Below are 17,313 nucleotides of genomic sequence, written 5' to 3' on the forward strand. Positions count from 1 at the left end.
CCCGATTGAACACTTTGCAAAGACATGGAGCGTTTGTGATACAAGAAACTAAACAATCACAAAATACCCCTGTAATTTTTGAGTATCCGCTGCGTGAGCAGATCAGGAGCTTTCTAAGACTCGAATCTCTTTTTAGTTTATTCGAGCGTAGTCGAATTGCTGTGCATCCGGACAATCACCTGCACGCTTTAAAGCTTCTTTTTGAAATTCTTGAAATTCTTGAACGAGGAGATACTCGCTCTGAATTAATTAAAGAGCTTTCCCGGTTATCACTTTTATTCAGCAATCTTAAGGAGAACCCCAATGTTGACTCATCAAAGTTAACTAATTTTCTGGGACAAATAAAACAGCTGCATCAATGGGTATTAAATTATGAAGGAAAGTTTGGAGACAAATTAAGAAAAGATCCTCTTATTGAAACAGTAAAATACCGCGCGAGCATTCCCGGAGGCACTTGTCAATTTGACTGTCCTGATTTATTTCTTTTCTTGAATCAATCTTCTCAAGTGCGACAACAACAGCTAAAAAACTGGATAGATGATATTCAAGGAGTGAAAACGAGTATAGAGGTTATCCTAAGAATTACAAGAGACAATGGATGCTGGGAAGATCGCACGGCTCCACTTGGTAGTTTTATGCTAGAGACCTCTGAAGTTACCTTCCAGCTATTAAGAGTTCGCCTTTCAACTGAAAGTCAATTATTTCCAGAATTTAGCTGTGGAAAACATCGGAGCAATATTCACTTTATGCGTTTCAATGAATTTCACAAAAAGATTGCAATCCAGTATCCCGTTGAGTTTGAATTGGCCTGTTGTCAGTAAACTCGGGAACAAATTAAAAAGGGCTGTTTTTTCTAAAACAGCCCCTAAATTCGATACCCTGCTAAAGATATTTTTTCTACGCTTTCCCTTTTTTCCTGCGGATAAAGAGTAATCCAGCGATACCACCTAGCCACATTCCTAAACTGCCGCCACCTTCTGCGACAACCACGACTTCAACATCATCATCGTAGTCATAGGACTCTATTGGCAACCCTTTTAGTGCAGAAAACTCGTAACCAGCATAGGTAATTTCTTCGTTAGAATATGCGTCCATAATTCTAATTTCGACATCATACCAATCGCCATAAATATTTGACACAAAGCTCAAGTCCAGTATTTCGGTCTGATTTCCCAATACAAAGTCTACATGCGATACATTGATTCTTTCGTTATTGTGAGTATCAATCAAATCAATTAAAACATAAACGTTTCTTCCCACATCTAGCGTTTCAATATCATACTCGAGTCTAAGTTCGGTATAGAAACCATCATGATCATAATCATCTGACAAAACGGAGCTGACATAGGTAATTAAAGTTTCACCATCATAACGAGGACTCTCAAGTGGCACTCTATAGAGATCGCTATCGTCAGTATTATCAATGGTTGCTACCAGACCACTGTAACCAGATTCATACAAATCAATCAGAATATCGTAGTCGTTGGTAGCGAATCTTTGAGGGACAACAAAACTAACGCTATATGGGTCTGTATCATCTTCATATATTGAAAAATCATTCGTTGTGTATAGGTACTCCCACTCTCCTCCAGGCATGGCAATATAAATATCGGCATTTACAATGGCTGATCCTGTAGACACATCCGCATCAAAAGTCACAGTAAACTCACTGTGGAAACCATCGTAGTCTCCATCATAGTCCAGCGTAACCCAGGCGTCATATATTGAAAAATAGCCAGCTCGCTGCGATGAGTTCAACTTTTCTGGTCTATAAATAATCTCTGAAGATTTCTCTGACTTTGCAGTAGCCCTGTGAGAATCACTGACTTTTTCCTTGGTACTCCTGACAACCGAGACACTTCCTGAAGGCAGTGATTTAGCAGTCATTGCTGCTCTCTCAGACTTTACCTGAACACCTGTACCGCCCGCTTTTGCACTCACGCGCTCACTCGCCCATAAAGGCAAACTTCCAAAACATACAAATAACGAAATTAATAGTAATTTTTTCATAGCCTCACCTTGCTATCTGTCCCCTGATATATACATGACTCTATTAAACAACAGCTTAAATGAATTATTCCTGAACCAAAGAAAACTGAGAATTTACAGGTTGTAAGTGATAATATGCTGAGCAAATAACGATAAACCCAATCTGGAGGAACAATGAAACTGAAGCTAATTAGCTACCTGGTTATGGGCATCACAATTTCTGCATGTGGACAAAAAGAGGTAGAACTCCCCAAAGAAGAAAAGCGAGCAACGGCTGAATCCACAATAGAAAAGAAGGAAATGGCAATTGCGGAGCAAGCCCTCGCTAACCCTCGCTTCGATATTTACGAAACAGTTAAGCTGACAAGCGATCTTAGTCACCTTAGCGACAATCAAAAAGCCATGCTATCCAAGCTAATCGACGCATCCAAAATAATGGATGATTTATTTTGGAAACAGTCTTTTGGCGACAAAAAAGCATTTTTAAGTGCAATAGATGATCCCAAGGCGCGTAAATTTGCTGACATCAATTATGGCCCCTGGGATAGACTGGACGGCGACAAACCATTTTTGGCCTCGTTTGAGGAAAAGCCACTAGGCGCACAATTCTATCCGTCAGATATGACCAAGCAAGAGTTTGAATCGCTGGAATTGCAAGGCAAAGCCGGTCTATATTCAGTTATCAAGCGCAAACAGCAGGGAGAACTTTATATCGTCCCTTTCCATCAGGAATATAAGGCAGAGCTTCAAGAGGCTGCGAGATTACTGATTGAAGCATCTGAACTTGCAGTCAATAAGGAATTTGCTAACTACTTGAAAATGAGAGCAGATGCGTTAATTACCGATAACTTCCAACCTAGCGACTTTGCCTGGATGGACATGAAGACCAATCCTGTTGATCTGGTTATAGGACCTATTGAAACCTATGAAGATCTCCTGTTTGGCTATCGTGCGTCATATGAAGCCTATGTATTGATAAAAGATCTGGCCTGGAGCGAAAAGCTTGCCAAATACGCAGCTTTTCTGCCGGAATTGCAAAAAGGCTTACCGGTTGAAGCAAAGTATAAACAGGAAACTCCTGGTACGGACTCCGACTTAAATGCTTATGATGTCATTTACTATGCAGGGCATAGCAATGCTGGTTCCAAAACCATTGCCATTAATTTGCCAAATGATGAAGAAGTTCAACTCAAAAAAGGGACTCGTCGTCTGCAATTAAAGAATGCAATGAAAGCAAAATTCGACAAGATTTTAGTGCCAATTTCAAAACAACTAATCGCAGAAGAACAACAGCAATTCATTACCTTTGATGCTTTCTTCGGCAATACCATGTTCCATGAAGTCGCTCATGGACTCGGAATCAAAAATACAATTAATGATAAAGGCGCTGTTCGTACAGCACTTAAGGAAACGGCATCAGCTTTAGAAGAAGGCAAAGCGGACATTCTTGGACTTTATATGGTGAAATCACTTTTTGAAAAAGGCGAAATTACCGAAGGTAAACTAATGGACAATTACGTCACATTTCTTGCCGGAATTTTCCGCTCAGTAAGATTTGGAGCCTCTTCTGCACACGGAAAAGCCAACATGGTCAGGTTTAACTTTTTTAAAGAAAAAGGAGCCTTTAAGGTCGATCCCGCCACCGGTCGATATAGTGTTGACTTTGAAAAAATGACCGTCGCAATGAATGACCTCACAAACCTGCTGTTAACGCTGCAAGGGAATGGCGATTACGAAGGAGCCAAAAAACTATTGGAAACTAAAGGCGTAATAACCGCAGACTTACAGGCTGAACTTGATAAATTAACCGAAGCGAATATTCCTGTCGACATTATTTTCGAACAAGGAAAAGCCGTTTTGGGTCTTCCTCAATAGTTTTCGGCAGTATGGCTGTTCAGAAATTATACTTACAACTTAGTGCACAGCCTTAATGCTATTGGTTCAACGGAAAGGAGCTGTATTTAAAACTAGCTCCTTTCCCGCTAAAACAACCGATAGTCTATTCTTCATTTAATCTTTTGTTTAGTTGATACACAACCATAAACCAGGCTAAGCCTACAGCCATTTTCTTATCGTCATCGACCGAGACCAATTCGTCACGCCATTGATTAGCTTCAATAATATCTTCTCGATATTTCTCAAACACATCTGATACCAGACTATCATCCTGACAATCAATCGGTAACCATTTATTTTCAAAAACAAAACCGACAGCATCGCCTTCCATTGGAAACTCCTTTACCAGATCTCGAGCCAAAATTTGCCTGACAAATTGAGCAAATCCGGTTCTCAATAGATCTATTTCGTCCGGCGTTGAAGACTCTTCTTCATGTACCTTGTTAATTTCACTTCCATATTTTGATTCCATTTCACGTATCAACAAAAGATCGTCTTCACTAAGAAGCTCTACTTTCCCATCAACCTTTTTTAACTTTTCAGCTAAATCATTAAAAATTAATTTATCTTCATCTGATAACTTGGCTATCATCTGGCCTAACATATTATTCATAGTGTTCTACTTAAAATATTGTAAATTAAAAGGTGTAATTCGAGGTGTTAATAGTAATACGGGGCTTATATTTTCAGACCTTTTTCGGCATATTCCTGAATATCGATGCCAAAGGCCATATTTTCGTATGCTTTCTTAATTTTATAAGGATTAGACTCTGCATCCAAATCAAGCTTTGACATGTCAACAACTCTTTCATTACAAGGTTGCTTGTATTCATCCATTACGATGAGTACTTTGGGTCTAAGTTTGTGCTTCTGGTTTGTTTTGATCACTATACCCACCTGACCATTGTCCATTTCGACAATACAACCTGGAGGAAATATACTTCGCCACTGAATAAACCTCAGGACAAGACTTTCGTCAAAGTGGCTTCCTTTGCCTGCCATAAGCACCTTATAAGCATCCATTACCGCCATCCCCTTTCTGTAACTTTGGTGGCTGGTAAGTGACTCAAAGACTTCAACGATAGAAACAATTCTCACTACATCACTTATCTGGGAGTCTTTAAGCCCTCTAGGATACCCTTGCCCATTTAGCCTTTCATGATGAGATAAGGCCACATCCACACAAGATTGAGTCAAGCCTTTTTTAGAAGCCAAAATGTCAAAGCCGTATTGAGTATGCTTACTCACTTCGACTCTCTCATTCTCATTGAGTCGGCCCTTTTTGTTGACAATATTAGAAGGTACTCGAACCTGACCAATATCATGCAGCATCGCAGCCATTCCGATATCTTCTAACTGAAATTCATCGAATCCCAAAGATTGTGCAAATCCGATCGCCAAGATGCTAACATTTAAGCTGTGCGCAGCAATATCTTCATGCGTTCGGCCCAACATTGTCATCATGAGCATAGCTTCACTATTCTCAAGAATCGCTTTCACATTTTCCTTAACTGAGTCACGAACGGCACTCACTTCAAAGTCCTGTCCGAGAGCTATCTTGTCCAGTACAGTCTTAAAAAGCTTGGTAGACTTTCTCCTCGTCGCCAAGGCAGGTTTTAATCTTTTTCGAAGGTTGTAGTGACCGCCTTCTAGATTGACAGAACTTTCTAACTTCTTTTTGTAACTCTTCGATGGTGAAGTCAATAGTTTGTAACGTTTGAATTCTTCATCGCTTCGAAAATCAACATAGACGTAGTCGCAAACACTGCGAACCGCATCGAGATCAGCAGTTGTTTCTATCTTGAAACCTTGTAGCAAAAAACTGGTTTCTTCCCAAGGCCTATCCAGCTCTGCCACAAACATCCCGGGAACAAGATCTTCACATTGAACTTTAACTCGTTTTAAATGCTGCATTGCTCATCCCGATTCCATTTCATCAGAGCTCGAATAATATTTTCCATTAATGGTTTTACTTTCAAAATTTTGATGCGACGTATTCCTTAAGGTTGTTAAATAAAGCTCTCAATTCAACCTGTACCTGTTTCGCTCTTTCATCATTATAGCTTAATTCATCCTCATTCATATAGGTTGCCTGAGAAAGCTCCAGTTGAAGACTTTCCATATTATCGTCAGGTACACCATATTCGCGAGTAATGTATCCTCCCTTAAAGCGCTGATTAAATACTTTGCTGTACGCTTCTGGTTGCCAGTCATTAATCCTTTTATGCAGATTATGAGACGTTGACTTTCCACTATTATCACCAAAATTGAAGTCGGGCAAAACGCCATCAAAAAAACGAGGCACCTCTGACTTAATTGAATGAGCTTCGAAAAGTAATACTCGACCATGCCTTTCTTTCAGGCGAACAAGCTCGGCTTTTAGCGCGTTATGGTATGGCCGCCAGAATTGTTCAACTCTTGCCTCTATATCCTCAGCAGTCGGCTCATTTCCGGGTAAATAGATTGGGGTTTTGTCGAATTGAGAAGTTGGACATAACCCTGTTGTATCCGCTCCGGGGTACAGGTTTTCATCATCCTCAGATCGGTTTAAATCGATAACATAGCGTGAAAATATTGGCTCAATGATACTGAGCTCCATTTCAGTACAAAAGTTATACAACTTATCAAGAAACCAGTCAGTATCTTTCGACATTTTTGCCGATTCGGTCATCTTATTACTAATAGACTCTGGAATAAGACTGCCGTTATGTGGCATAGACACTAAAATAGGGAACTTCCCCCTAGAAAGCTTATAAACATCAATCATTTATAACATCCTTTTGCGTATATCAAATACTAACGCGATTTAACAGAGGATAAAATCAAATTTATTTTATCTCTCTGTCAGAGAAAAAACAACTTGTATATACAAGTTTAAATATGCATAATCTATAACCTTTAGGCTAGGCTATTATTCAGCCCAATTTAAAACCATATATATAAAACTTTAGAGAAAAGCATTTTGGCAAAGTCAGAAAGTCTCTACTTAAAAGTAAAAACATACATTCTCGACGGAATCAGACAAGGCAGCTGGACAGCGGGAGAAAGAGTACCATCCGAAAACGAACTTTGCGATCTTTGCAAAGTTAGCCGTATGACCGCCAGACGAGCACTTCAGGAGCTTTTAAACGAAGGAACCCTGGTTCGCATAAAAGGTAAAGGAAGTTTTGTTGCTGAAGAGAAACAACAGTCTTCCCTGATACAAATTCGAAGTATTGCAGCAGAAATAAAAGAGCAAGGATTTGACCACCACGCGGAATTGATTATTTGTCAGAAACAGTCCGCCAACGCTGCCATAGCAAAGGCGCTCGAAGTGGAAAACGGTTGTGGGGTCGGACATAGTCAGATTCTCCACTTTCAGGACGACCATCCAATCCAGCTTGAACTGCGCTGGGTAAATTTACAGGCAGTTCCGGAATACTGTGAACAAGACTTTGTACTTGAAACACCGAGCGAATACTTGAGCAGTATCGCGCCGGTAACTGAAGCAGAGCATCTGGTAGAAGCCATTATTGGTAGCATGCGAGTTCGCTCATTGCTTAAAGTAAGTGAAGACGAAGCCATTTTGTCGTTGGAAAGAAAAACCTGGTGTCACGACCAATTGATTAGCTATGCCAAGCTATATCACCCTGGAAACAGATACCGATTAGGAAGCAAATTTAAGACAGGCTAGCTTAATTGCAAGCGAAGGTTTTATAGAAAATCGTCAGTTTAAGATAGCTGAATATTCATCAATGTAAGAATGAGGAAAGCAACAATGACATTTAGATACGGTGTTGACCATCTAAATCTCGATATTGTCAATGGTATTGCCAATGGCAGCATCAAAGCAAAGCTTTGCGAACAGGCTCTAAAACAAATCAATAGGAGCCGGCAGAATGTTGAGGTTATGGCAAACTCAGACAAGGCCATCTACGGTATCAATACTGGTTTCGGTCCTCTCTGTGATACCCAGATTTCACCACAAGAAACTCATCTGCTTCAGAAAAACTTGTTGATAACACATGCTGTTGGGGTTGGTGAACCAATCGCTAAAAGTATTTCAAAATTAATGCTGATCACTAAAGTGCATGCCTTAAGCCAGGGTTTTTCCGGCATTCGTCTTGAGGTTGTCGAGAGAATGTTAAAATTCATAGAGCTTGACCTCATACCAGTTGTGCCTGAACAAGGCTCAGTGGGCGCATCAGGTGATTTAGCACCGCTATCTCATTTATTCCTTCCCTTGATTGGTGAGGGCGAATTTTGGCAAGGCCATGAACGAAAGCCAGCCACTAACGTATTAAAAGAGCACAATTTACAACCAATGGAACTGCATGCCAAAGAGGGCCTCGCTCTCATCAACGGCACTCAGTTTATACTGGCGCATGCAATTACGGCGCTAACCAAAATGAACTACTTGCTGGACCTGGCAGACCTGGCCGGAGCTATGAGTATTGAAGGTATGCAAGGTAGCGGTTCGCCATTCAGAGCGGAACTCCACGAAACTCGCCCGTTTGCGGGGAATATTAAGGTCGCCACACGCATGCGGGAGTTCTTTAAAGACTCTCAAAATATGGCCGCACACACCGATTGCGACCGTGTCCAGGACCCCTACTCTTTACGATGTATTCCACAGGTCCACGGGGCGTCACGAAATGCTTTTGAACACTTAAAGGAACTGGCGGAAATCGAAATGAATTCGGTTACCGATAATCCGATCGTAATCAGTAATGAAGAGGCAATTTCAGGCGGTAGCTTCCACGGCCAACCATTAGCTATGGTGCTTGACTATGCGTCGATCGCGGCGGCAGAACTAGGCAATATATCTGATCGTCGCTGTTACCTCTTATTGGAAGGACTACACGGTTTGCCTAGACTGTTGACCACTGCGGGTGGACTCAACTCTGGATTGATGATTCCACAATACGCTACTGCAGCGCTAGTAACCGAAAATAAGTCACTTTGCTTCCCACCATCGGCTGACAGTGTTCCAACCTCAATGGGTCAGGAAGACCATGTATCAATGGGTAGTATTTCGGGAAGAAAATTAAATCAAATTCTTGGTAATCTGGAAAAGATATTTGCTATTGAGCTGATGTATGCAGCTCAGGCAATTGATTTCAGGCGCCCTAATACCTGCTCAGACATTATTGAACAGAACTTTAACTTGATTAGAAGTAAAGTAGCAAAACTGGAAGAAGATCGTCTTTTAAAACCAGACATCGACGCAATGGTTGAATTAGTTAAAGCACAAGCTTTCAATGTTAACCCCGATAAAGCCAGCTCAAGAAAATAGGGAGAGATAAATGAATTTCCATCAACAAGTTAAGCAAGGTATCCCTGACGAGCTACCGCCAGCCAGGCCATATCCAGCGGATGCCAACCGTGCGCCTAAGCGAAAAGACATTCTGTCCAGCGAAGAAAAACAGCTCGCTGTAAGAAACGCACTGCGCTATTTTCCGGAAAAGTGGCATCAGGAACTCGCGCAAGAATTTGCCCGGGAGCTAAAGGATTTCGGTCGTATCTATATGTACCGTTTTAAGCCGAACTATAACTTGAAAGCCCGTTCGATAGACGACTATCCCGCCAAATGTGAACAGGCAGCCGCGATTATGCTGATGATTGATAACAACCTTGATCCGGCTGTTGCTCAACATCCGGAGGAGCTAATCACCTATGGCGGAAACGGCGCAGTATTCCAGAACTGGGCACAATATCTGTTGACCATGAAGTATCTGAGCGAAATGGAAAGTGATCAGACATTGCATCTTTATTCAGGACATCCAATGGGTCTGTTCCCTTCTTCTGAAGATGCTCCTCGCGTAGTGGTTACCAACGGCATGATGATTCCGAATTACTCCAAACCAGACGACTGGGAAAGATTCAATGCTCTTGGTGTTACCCAGTACGGGCAAATGACTGCGGGCTCTTTTATGTACATAGGCCCTCAGGGTATCGTTCATGGAACCACCATTACGGTAATGAATGCATTTCGAAAAGTTTTGGAGAAGGGCCAAAGTCCAAAAGGCAAAATATTCCTGACCGCAGGTCTCGGCGGCATGAGTGGTGCTCAGCCCAAAGCAGGTAACATCGCCAACTGTATCACTGTATGTGCTGAAGTTAACCCAAAGGCCGCAACTAAACGTCATCAGCAGGGCTGGGTCGATGAATTGATTGACGATATGGAGCAGTTGATTACACGCGTTAGAGAGGCACAGGCGAATGAAGAAGTGGTATCCATCGCATTTATCGGTAACGTGGTCGACGTATGGGAAACTTTCTATGAAAAAGAAATTTTCGTCCACCTGGGATCTGATCAAACTTCATTACACAACCCCTGGTCAGGCGGTTACTACCCGGTCGACATCAGCTATGAAGAATCGAACCGACTGATTCGTGAAGAGCCCGAAGTATTTAAAGTCAAAGTTCAGGAGTCTCTCAGACGCCACGCAGCTGCCGTTAATAGGCATACCGCAAGGGGTACTTACTTCTTCGACTACGGCAATGCCTTCTTGCTGGAAGCATCTCGCGCAGGTGGCGATGTGATGGCAGAAAATGGAGTCGACTTTAAGTATCCTTCTTATGTGCAGGATATTCTCGGCCCTATGTGTTTCGACTATGGCTTTGGTCCCTTCCGCTGGGTATGTACATCCGGTAACCCGGAAGATCTTGATAAGACAGACGCTATTGCCGCACAAGTCTTGAATAAAATCATGACCGAATCACCTGAAGAAATTCAACAGCAAATGCAGGACAATATAACCTGGATTAATGACGCTAAACAAAACAAGCTGGTGGTTGGCTCGCAAGCGCGAATTCTTTATGCCGATGCTCAAGGCAGAATGGAAATCGCAAAAGCGTTTAACGATGCAATTAAACGTGGAGAAATTGGGCCTGTGGTTTTAGGAAGAGATCATCACGATGTAAGTGGCACCGACTCTCCTTTTCGCGAAACTTCGAATATATATGATGGTAGCCGCTTCACTGCCGATATGGCAATCCACAACGTTATCGGTGACAGCTTCCGGGGCGCTACCTGGGTTTCTATTCACAATGGAGGTGGCGTTGGCTGGGGCGAAGTTATCAATGGTGGTTTTGGTATGTTGCTCGATGGTAGTGAAAACGCTGAGCGCCGTCTCAAGTCCATGCTGTTGTTTGACGTTAACAATGGTATAGCTCGACGTAGCTGGGCACGAAATGAAGAAGCCAATTTTGCGATTAAACGCGAAATGGAAAGAACGCCTAGGCTCAAAGTGACTTTGGCTAATCTGGTAGACGATAACATATTAGAAAACCTGACATTCTAATACTTTACCAAAAGAAACAAAGGGCGATAAAGGCCCTTTGTTGCTTAACCTAAAACAGATCAATTCGTATAAAGCGGCTCATTTTGATCTCTCAAGTTATAACGAGATGTCATTACTTCTCCGTAAGCGCCAGCACTGCGTAGTGCGATTAAATCTCCCCTTTTAGTCTCAGGCAACTTAACCGCTTTACCAAAACAATCTGTAGATTCACAAATGGGTCCTACTACATCGTAAACAGCTTCTTCTCCGCTTGATGTAAGATTATCTATTTGATGATAGCTCTGATAAAGTGCGGGTCTCATTAGCTCTGTCATGCCTGCATCAACAATTGCAAAACTGGTATTCAAGCCTTTTTTTATAAATACAACTCTTGAAATCAAACTACCGCACTGGCCAACAATCGATCTTCCTAACTCGAAATGTACTTTCTGATTCGCTTTTCTCTCTAAAAACTCTGAGAAAATCGTAAAATAGGTTTTAAAATCTGGTATTGAATTCTTGTCGGGAGAATTGTAGTCGATCCCCAGGCCTCCCCCCAGATTAAGGTGTTCAATTTGAACACCGTTGTCAGCAAACCAGTTTTGAATTTCGTTGACTCTCAAACAAAGCCCTTTAAATACTTTCATATCAGTTATTTGTGAACCGATGTGAAAGTGTAATCCGGTGAGTTTTACATTAGAAAACTCAGGTAGTCTCAAAATAAATTCAGGTAAGTCGATCTGGTTAATCCCGAATTTGTTTTCATCCAGTCCGGTAGTAATGTACTTATGAGTTTTGGCATCTACATTCGGATTTATCCGAAGGGCTATCTCCGCAACTTTGTCTTGAGCCAATGCCAGTTGATTCAACACTTCAACTTCCTGAATTGACTCGCAATTAAATGCTTTGATATTTAACTCAAGTGCCAGATTAATTTCTTTATCGGTTTTGCCGACCCCGGCAAACAAAATACTGTCAACCGGAAAGCCCATTTCAGCCGCCAATTTAACTTCATTCCCGCTAACACAATCTGCACCAAACCCAGCGTCTCTAAGCTCCTGAAGAATCCTTTCATTGCTGTTAGCTTTTACCGCATAATGAATATCAAAATCGAACTGCTTTGCTAAACTTTTTACACTATCGATAGTTCCTTTTAAAAGCGTTAAATCATAGTGGTAAAAAGGTGTTTCTCTCTGTTGAAACAACTCAACTGCACTGTTGCTAATCATGAGAACACCCCTTCATGAAGAGCTTTTAACGCTTCGACCTTGAGCTCTTCCGATACTAGCAAGGTTATGTTATGGGCACTACCACCATAAGAAATCATTCTTAGCGGGATATTCCGTAAAGAGCTAATCACTCTAGCCGCTACCCCCGAGCTCTCCACTAAAAACTCTCCGACAACACAGATAATTGATAGATTTCTATCAACTTCCACTTGCCCAAACTCATTTAGCGTTTTAACAATTGGCTCCAAGTAGGTAGTATCATCAATGGTCACAGAGACCGCTACTTCGGAGGTTGTGATTACATCAATAGATGTATGGTAAAGTTCGAAAACTTCAAACACCCTGCGCAAAAAGCCTGGTGCCTGTAACATTTCAGAAGATCGGATTTTTATCGCTGTAATTCCGCTTTTTGCAGCAACAGCTTTAATTTGAGAACTAACTGACTGGTGAGAAATCAAAGTTCCAACGGCTTCAGGCTCTAAAGTGTTCAATAATCTTACCGGGATATTCTTTTTTCTAGCCGGCTTAATACTACTTGGATGTAAGATTTTAGCGCCAAAATAAGCCAGCTCAGCAGCCTCATCAAAGGACAATTCTCGAATTGGATGTGTATTTTCAATATATCGAGGATCGTTATTATGCATACCATCGATATCCGTCCAGATCTGAACTTCCTCGCAGTCGATTGCAGCAGCAAATAATGATGCTGAATAATCACTTCCTCCACGCTTAAGGTTTGAAATCTCACCGAAAGCATTTCGACAAATAAAACCTTGAGCGACAAATATTTCGACATCAGGAGTTTCAGAAATTAACTGACTGAGTTTTTCGGAAAGATACTTCTCATCCGGTGCGCTGTCTCTGCTCAATCTCAAAAAATCTAGCGATGATAACAACCGTGAAGACTTGCCTTGCTCTTGTAGCAACAGTTGAAACAACTCAGTTGAAATAATCTCGCCTTTTGCCAGGACGTGAAATTCTGTTGAAGGCGTTGCTGGCGATAGCGCTAACTCATTAATGTCATTTAGTTGCGATTCAACGAATGATTCAGCGAGCTCCTTATTTTCACTGTCGTTGTAAAGCGCTTCGATATAGCGCTTATAATGATTACGAAGCACATCTACAACTTCGTATGCTTTTGTCGATTCAGCGTGTTTAATAAATTCGGCTATCTTAACCAGCGAATCAGTTGTTCCTGCAACTGCCGATAGAACAACAAGAACTCTTCCTTGTTGGGAAACAATATTAGATACGTTATTCATTCGCGAAGCATCGCCTAACGACGTACCGCCAAACTTTAAAACTTTCATTTCAATATCCTGACTTATTCGTTTGACTACTCGCCACTTACTAGCAACTCTGCTATTTGCACCGCATTTAACGCTGCACCTTTCCATAGCTGGTCGGCAACACACCAAAGAGCTAAACCATTATCGCAGGAAATATCTTCGCGAATTCTTCCCACATAAGTTTTCATAGTTTCGCTTACTTCTATCGGTGTCGGATATCCGCCATTTTCACGACTATCTATGACCTCCAGGTCTTGTGCGGCATCGAAAAGTTCACGAGCTTTAGCTTCACCTACGAATGATTCGGTTTCGATATTGATTGCTTCAGAATGAGCTCTTATAACAGGGACTCTGACGCAGTTAGCGCTGATCTTAATTTGATCGTCACCCATAATTTTCCAGGTCTCATTAACCATTTTCATCTCTTCTTTGGTATAACCATTTTCCTGGAAAACATCGATATGCGGAATGACATTAAACGCGATCTGCTTGGTGAACTGCTCCACCTTGACTGTGGAGCCATCTAATACAGCTTTTAATTGTTCGTTTAATTCATTTATTGCATCTTGTCCGGCTCCGGAAACAGCCTGATAAGTAGATACAACTATACGCTTGATACGAGAATACTGATGTATAGGGTTAAGTGCCACGACCATTTGGATGGTTGAACAATTTGGATTTGCAATGATTCCCTTGTGACTAAAAGCGTCTTTTGGATTTACTTCAGGGACAACCAGAGGTACGTTATCGTCTAACCTGAATGCGCTACTATTGTCGATGACAACAGCTCCGGCTTGCGCTGCTTTTGGCGCAAACTCCTTTGCATGATCGCCAGAAGTCGCAAAGAAGACAAAATCCTGTCCTTCAAATTTTTCTACAGAAAACTCTTCGATGGTTATATTACCAAACTCAGATTCAATGGTCTTACCAGCAGATCGTTTGGAAGCTAACAAAGTCAATTGTTTAACCGGAAATTTTCGCATTTCCAGAATTCTTACCAGCTCCTGTCCTACAGCTCCAGAAGCACCCACGATCGCTACATTAAAGTCTGACATTTTTAATAAAGCCTCTGTTTATTAAAGAAAATTTTTAAATAAAAGTATACCACCCAATAACGCATGAAACTTGTTTTAGCCTCATGATATTGAGTAATTTTGTATCGTTCGATATTTTTCGAGCGGCAAGGATATATCAAGTCAGTCTTTAATAACGCATAATTTTTGGTTATGCATGAGTTATTGAATGCATACTTTATAACCAAATGTTATTTTCTACAGGTTGACGGCTTAGAACTTCGAGTGATATAAACTAACCACACGAGGGAAATTTTCCTTCTTAGAAGATTTTTGTTTCTGGTAATTGTGCTAGTCAGCTACCTAAAGGTTTGTAGTATGCACACCGGTTGGAGAGTCGATAGAGGCTTTTTCGAACCTATATAGACAATAATAACTACCAGGAATAAATAGTTAAATTACACAGAAAGTAAATACAAGTGAGACTAACTCAGATTGAAATGATTCAGTCTGTTATTAACGAAGATATCAGGTAACTATGAAACTTAACCATTGCACATACACCTATACCAACGCAATCGCGCGCTTTATTAAGCCTGTGATTGTGCGTGCATGTGTGTGGTTCCCTATGTCTAAACACATGCTCTTTATTAAGAAACATAGGGAAAGAGTGGTGACTTGATGATTTAACAAGCAATAGAATCCTTAAAACGCCACTCAGCCAAAAGCTCAGTGGCGTTTTTTTTACTTTTTTAATTTTAACAATCGAAACTACAGAAGGAAAACTACTATGAAATTGCAACAACTGAGGTTCATCCTCGCAATAGCCGAAAGCGGACTGAACATCACACAAGCTTCTGAAAAGCTATACACTTCTCAACCAGGGGTAAGCAAGCAACTTCGTCTTTTGGAAGACGAACTTGGAATTCAGATCTTTGCCCGTAATGGTAAAAACCTCGTAGGAGTTACCGATGAAGGCCGTGTCATTCTGGAAAAAGCGAGTGCAGTAATGAGTCAAATAAATCAGATTAAAGCTTTCTCTAATGAAATGAATCCAAACCGTCGTCCATTAACGATTCAATCATTTTCTGTTGCGGCTTAATATATGATTGTGAGCAAAATACAGGTTTACTCTGTGTAGTATCTTTGACAAACACTGCAGAGTAAACCTTGTAATGAACCTCGACTCAATTGTTCGTTTGTCACTTAATAATTGATACTATTGAAAAAAAGTCAGCTCATTAAATGATTTCAGTTCTTTTTTGTAAAGAGAATAATCTTCATTGGAGAGATAATATAATGAGCCTAGGGTTTCAGGTTTTCCTTTCAAATGGAAGTTTCTTATATTTTTTCGACGACGATATCTTCTGGCAATCAGTTTGAGTGTTTTCGTTTTTGAACAAACACTTACCAATAGCCAAGGTGCTTCAGGTATATCGAACAATCCCGTAGCCTTTGGAGTCGCCCCTATTAATTTTGCGATAGTTTTCCAATTTGGACCATGTGAAATATCTTTATTTAATTCGTAATTAATAGCATGCGCTATTTCATGTAATATCGTATCTTTGACGATCAAGAAGCTATTGTGCTCAATGTGATGACGGCTTATCGTGATTTCTTTTACTACCGGCTTACATGCCCCAGCTCTTCTCTTCGCACTATCGAGCTTTATACGCCAATCTTTTAAAAATGGATAATCTTTACCAAGGTTATCAATCAAACCTTTAGCAAGTTCTATCGCTTCGAAATAACTCATTTAATAAATATCCAACTTAACTGAACTAGTAAGATTGTTACCTGCATTTGTTAACAATAACTTATCTCTTTTCGTTAGCTTTTTTATTCTATATTCTTCACGTTGTGATTCTGAGCGACCTGGAAATTCTGCCAAATATAGCAAAACTTTGGGCTTTCTTCCCCGAAAATACTTTGCTCCTTTTGTTCCGCTATTGTGCTCCTTCCATCTGCGTTTTATGTCAGTTGTTACCCCTGTGTAAAGAGAGTCGTCACTTGCTTTTATGATGTACACATACCAGTTATTTGCCATTTGAGCGTTATATCCCGAGATAATCAAAGGGAAAAAGACCAGCCCATAGTATTTCGGATGAGGGCTCGATATAATTAGTGCTGAAGTTAAACAACTGGACTTTAAAATGCAACAATTACCTGAAATTCAAATCGATATGACTAACCTAGTCAAAGAAGACGTCTACACAGATCAAAAGATCGGAAGTGTTCGAGTGTTAACACCGGTTAACGCCAATGGTGAAACCGATGACTCAAGAAATGTAATCTACTTTGGTCAGACCCAGGTTATGACCCAGGCAGGCCCTCTTCCACTAAATTTCGAAATTGAAGTTAACTCTTTAAAAGAGGCTTTTGAACAGTTTGGTGATAACGCTAAGGCAGCTATGGAACGAACCATGAAAGAGATTCAGGAATACCAACGAGAACAGGCTTCTAAAATTGTAGTTCCCGGACAGGACACAGCAAGTAAGATTCAGCTACCTTAATAGAAATTTACTTTTTGATTAGGTAAGAATCCCGCATTATGCGGGATTTTTTATTTTTGTTTTTAAATAAATTAGCAATTGTCGTTGGTGAAATAGACAGCACAAAATATTGTGATAAA

At 40.8% G+C, this 17,313-nt stretch carries 16 protein-coding genes; 7 read left to right on the forward strand and 9 right to left on the reverse strand.

What is annotated here, in order from left to right; translation table 11 throughout:
• Positions 1-35: 35 nt before the first annotated feature.
• Positions 36-821, forward strand: coding sequence for a cell division protein ZapD (gene zapD, locus IYN84_RS07350; RefSeq protein WP_196138494.1), 786 nt, complete (start codon positions 36-38; stop codon positions 819-821).
• Between the two features lie 76 nt (positions 822-897).
• Here zapD and IYN84_RS07355 read toward each other — a convergent pair whose 3' ends face one another.
• Entirely contained in the window at positions 898-2,010 is a 1,113-nt protein-coding gene (locus IYN84_RS07355) for a choice-of-anchor H family protein (RefSeq protein ID WP_196138495.1), read from the reverse strand.
• Between the two features lie 153 nt (positions 2,011-2,163).
• Here IYN84_RS07355 and IYN84_RS07360 point away from each other — a divergent pair, with 153 nt between their 5' ends.
• On the forward strand, positions 2,164-3,864 hold the full coding sequence (locus tag IYN84_RS07360) for a Zn-dependent hydrolase (RefSeq protein ID WP_196138496.1): 1,701 nt from the start codon (positions 2,164-2,166) through the stop codon (positions 3,862-3,864).
• A 124-nt stretch (positions 3,865-3,988) separates the two neighbouring features.
• On the opposite strand, the gene IYN84_RS07365 is transcribed toward IYN84_RS07360, so the two are convergent.
• From IYN84_RS07365 to hutG, 3 genes are all read right to left on the reverse strand, one after another.
• On the reverse strand, positions 3,989-4,498 hold the full coding sequence (locus IYN84_RS07365; protein ID WP_196138497.1) for a hypothetical protein: 510 nt from the start codon (positions 4,496-4,498) through the stop codon (positions 3,989-3,991).
• A gap of 65 nt (positions 4,499-4,563) precedes the next feature.
• Positions 4,564-5,799, reverse strand: coding sequence for an HD-GYP domain-containing protein (locus IYN84_RS07370; protein WP_196138498.1), 1,236 nt, complete (start codon positions 5,797-5,799; stop codon positions 4,564-4,566).
• A 61-nt stretch (positions 5,800-5,860) separates the two neighbouring features.
• Positions 5,861-6,652: an N-formylglutamate deformylase gene (gene hutG / locus IYN84_RS07375; protein WP_196138499.1), complete on the reverse strand. Its 792-nt coding sequence runs from the start codon at positions 6,650-6,652 to the stop codon at positions 5,861-5,863.
• Between the two features lie 195 nt (positions 6,653-6,847).
• On the opposite strand from hutG, the gene hutC reads away from it, so the two are divergent.
• The 3 genes from hutC to IYN84_RS07390 all read left to right on the forward strand — a co-directional run bounded on the left by hutC (position 6,848) and on the right by IYN84_RS07390 (position 11,171).
• A complete protein-coding gene (gene hutC / locus IYN84_RS07380) occupies positions 6,848-7,558 on the forward strand; it encodes a histidine utilization repressor (protein WP_196138500.1) in 711 nt (236 codons plus the stop codon).
• Between the two features lie 84 nt (positions 7,559-7,642).
• Complete coding sequence (gene hutH, locus IYN84_RS07385) at positions 7,643-9,160, forward strand: histidine ammonia-lyase (protein WP_196138501.1); 1,518 nt, start codon at positions 7,643-7,645, stop codon at positions 9,158-9,160.
• Positions 9,161-9,170: 10 nt separating this feature from the next.
• Positions 9,171-11,171: a urocanate hydratase gene (locus tag IYN84_RS07390; RefSeq protein WP_196138502.1), complete on the forward strand. Its 2,001-nt coding sequence runs from the start codon at positions 9,171-9,173 to the stop codon at positions 11,169-11,171.
• A gap of 59 nt (positions 11,172-11,230) precedes the next feature.
• Here IYN84_RS07390 and lysA read toward each other — a convergent pair whose 3' ends face one another.
• From lysA to IYN84_RS07405, 3 genes are read right to left on the reverse strand one after another with little or no spacing between them, the layout of a single operon-like run.
• Complete coding sequence (lysA, locus tag IYN84_RS07395; RefSeq protein ID WP_196138503.1) at positions 11,231-12,379, reverse strand: diaminopimelate decarboxylase; 1,149 nt, start codon at positions 12,377-12,379, stop codon at positions 11,231-11,233.
• Positions 12,376-13,689 (reverse strand): aspartate kinase, encoded by a 1,314-nt coding sequence (locus IYN84_RS07400; RefSeq protein WP_196138504.1) that lies wholly within the window; start codon positions 13,687-13,689, stop codon positions 12,376-12,378. Before IYN84_RS07400 ends, lysA begins: the two co-directional genes overlap by 4 nt.
• A gap of 26 nt (positions 13,690-13,715) precedes the next feature.
• The gene (locus IYN84_RS07405; RefSeq protein ID WP_196138505.1) at positions 13,716-14,723 is read right to left on the reverse strand and encodes an aspartate-semialdehyde dehydrogenase; all 1,008 of its coding nucleotides are present in this window, start codon (positions 14,721-14,723) and stop codon (positions 13,716-13,718) included.
• A gap of 748 nt (positions 14,724-15,471) precedes the next feature.
• Between IYN84_RS07405 and IYN84_RS07410 the strand changes: the two genes are divergently transcribed.
• On the forward strand, positions 15,472-15,783 hold the full coding sequence (locus IYN84_RS07410; protein WP_196138506.1) for a LysR family transcriptional regulator: 312 nt from the start codon (positions 15,472-15,474) through the stop codon (positions 15,781-15,783).
• Positions 15,784-15,900: 117 nt separating this feature from the next.
• On the opposite strand, the gene IYN84_RS07415 is transcribed toward IYN84_RS07410, so the two are convergent.
• The gene (locus IYN84_RS07415; protein ID WP_196138507.1) at positions 15,901-16,437 is read right to left on the reverse strand and encodes a SprT-like domain-containing protein; all 537 of its coding nucleotides are present in this window, start codon (positions 16,435-16,437) and stop codon (positions 15,901-15,903) included.
• A complete protein-coding gene (locus tag IYN84_RS07420) occupies positions 16,438-16,728 on the reverse strand; it encodes a GIY-YIG nuclease family protein (RefSeq protein WP_196138508.1) in 291 nt (96 codons plus the stop codon).
• A 106-nt stretch (positions 16,729-16,834) separates the two neighbouring features.
• Here IYN84_RS07420 and IYN84_RS07425 point away from each other — a divergent pair, with 106 nt between their 5' ends.
• On the forward strand, positions 16,835-17,194 hold the full coding sequence (locus IYN84_RS07425) for a hypothetical protein (protein ID WP_196138509.1): 360 nt from the start codon (positions 16,835-16,837) through the stop codon (positions 17,192-17,194).
• The last annotated feature ends 119 nt before the right edge of the window (positions 17,195-17,313 follow it).

The organism is Aliikangiella sp. G2MR2-5 (assembly GCF_015687155.1).
In the GTDB taxonomy this organism is placed as follows: Bacteria; Pseudomonadota; Gammaproteobacteria; order Enterobacterales; family Kangiellaceae; genus Aliikangiella.

What these genes read in the sequence shown, in the direction of transcription:
- IYN84_RS07355 (WP_196138495.1), bottom strand. Translation starts at nt 2,010, where the DNA reads ATGAAAAAATTACTATTAATTTCGTTATTTGTATGTTTTGGAAGTTTG.
- IYN84_RS07360 (WP_196138496.1), top strand. Translation starts at nt 2,164, where the DNA reads ATGAAACTGAAGCTAATTAGCTACCTGGTTATGGGCATCACAATTTCT.
- IYN84_RS07365 (WP_196138497.1), bottom strand. Translation starts at nt 4,498, where the DNA reads ATGAATAATATGTTAGGCCAGATGATAGCCAAGTTATCAGATGAAGAT.
- IYN84_RS07370 (WP_196138498.1), bottom strand. Translation starts at nt 5,799, where the DNA reads ATGCAGCATTTAAAACGAGTTAAAGTTCAATGTGAAGATCTTGTTCCC.
- hutG (WP_196138499.1), bottom strand. Translation starts at nt 6,652, where the DNA reads ATGATTGATGTTTATAAGCTTTCTAGGGGGAAGTTCCCTATTTTAGTG.
- hutH (WP_196138501.1), top strand. Translation starts at nt 7,643, where the DNA reads ATGACATTTAGATACGGTGTTGACCATCTAAATCTCGATATTGTCAAT.
- IYN84_RS07390 (WP_196138502.1), top strand. Translation starts at nt 9,171, where the DNA reads ATGAATTTCCATCAACAAGTTAAGCAAGGTATCCCTGACGAGCTACCG.
- lysA (WP_196138503.1), bottom strand. Translation starts at nt 12,379, where the DNA reads ATGATTAGCAACAGTGCAGTTGAGTTGTTTCAACAGAGAGAAACACCT.
- IYN84_RS07400 (WP_196138504.1), bottom strand. Translation starts at nt 13,689, where the DNA reads ATGAAAGTTTTAAAGTTTGGCGGTACGTCGTTAGGCGATGCTTCGCGA.
- IYN84_RS07405 (WP_196138505.1), bottom strand. Translation starts at nt 14,723, where the DNA reads ATGTCAGACTTTAATGTAGCGATCGTGGGTGCTTCTGGAGCTGTAGGA.
- IYN84_RS07410 (WP_196138506.1), top strand. Translation starts at nt 15,472, where the DNA reads ATGAAATTGCAACAACTGAGGTTCATCCTCGCAATAGCCGAAAGCGGA.
- IYN84_RS07415 (WP_196138507.1), bottom strand. Translation starts at nt 16,437, where the DNA reads ATGAGTTATTTCGAAGCGATAGAACTTGCTAAAGGTTTGATTGATAAC.
- IYN84_RS07420 (WP_196138508.1), bottom strand. Translation starts at nt 16,728, where the DNA reads ATGGCAAATAACTGGTATGTGTACATCATAAAAGCAAGTGACGACTCT.
- IYN84_RS07425 (WP_196138509.1), top strand. Translation starts at nt 16,835, where the DNA reads ATGCAACAATTACCTGAAATTCAAATCGATATGACTAACCTAGTCAAA.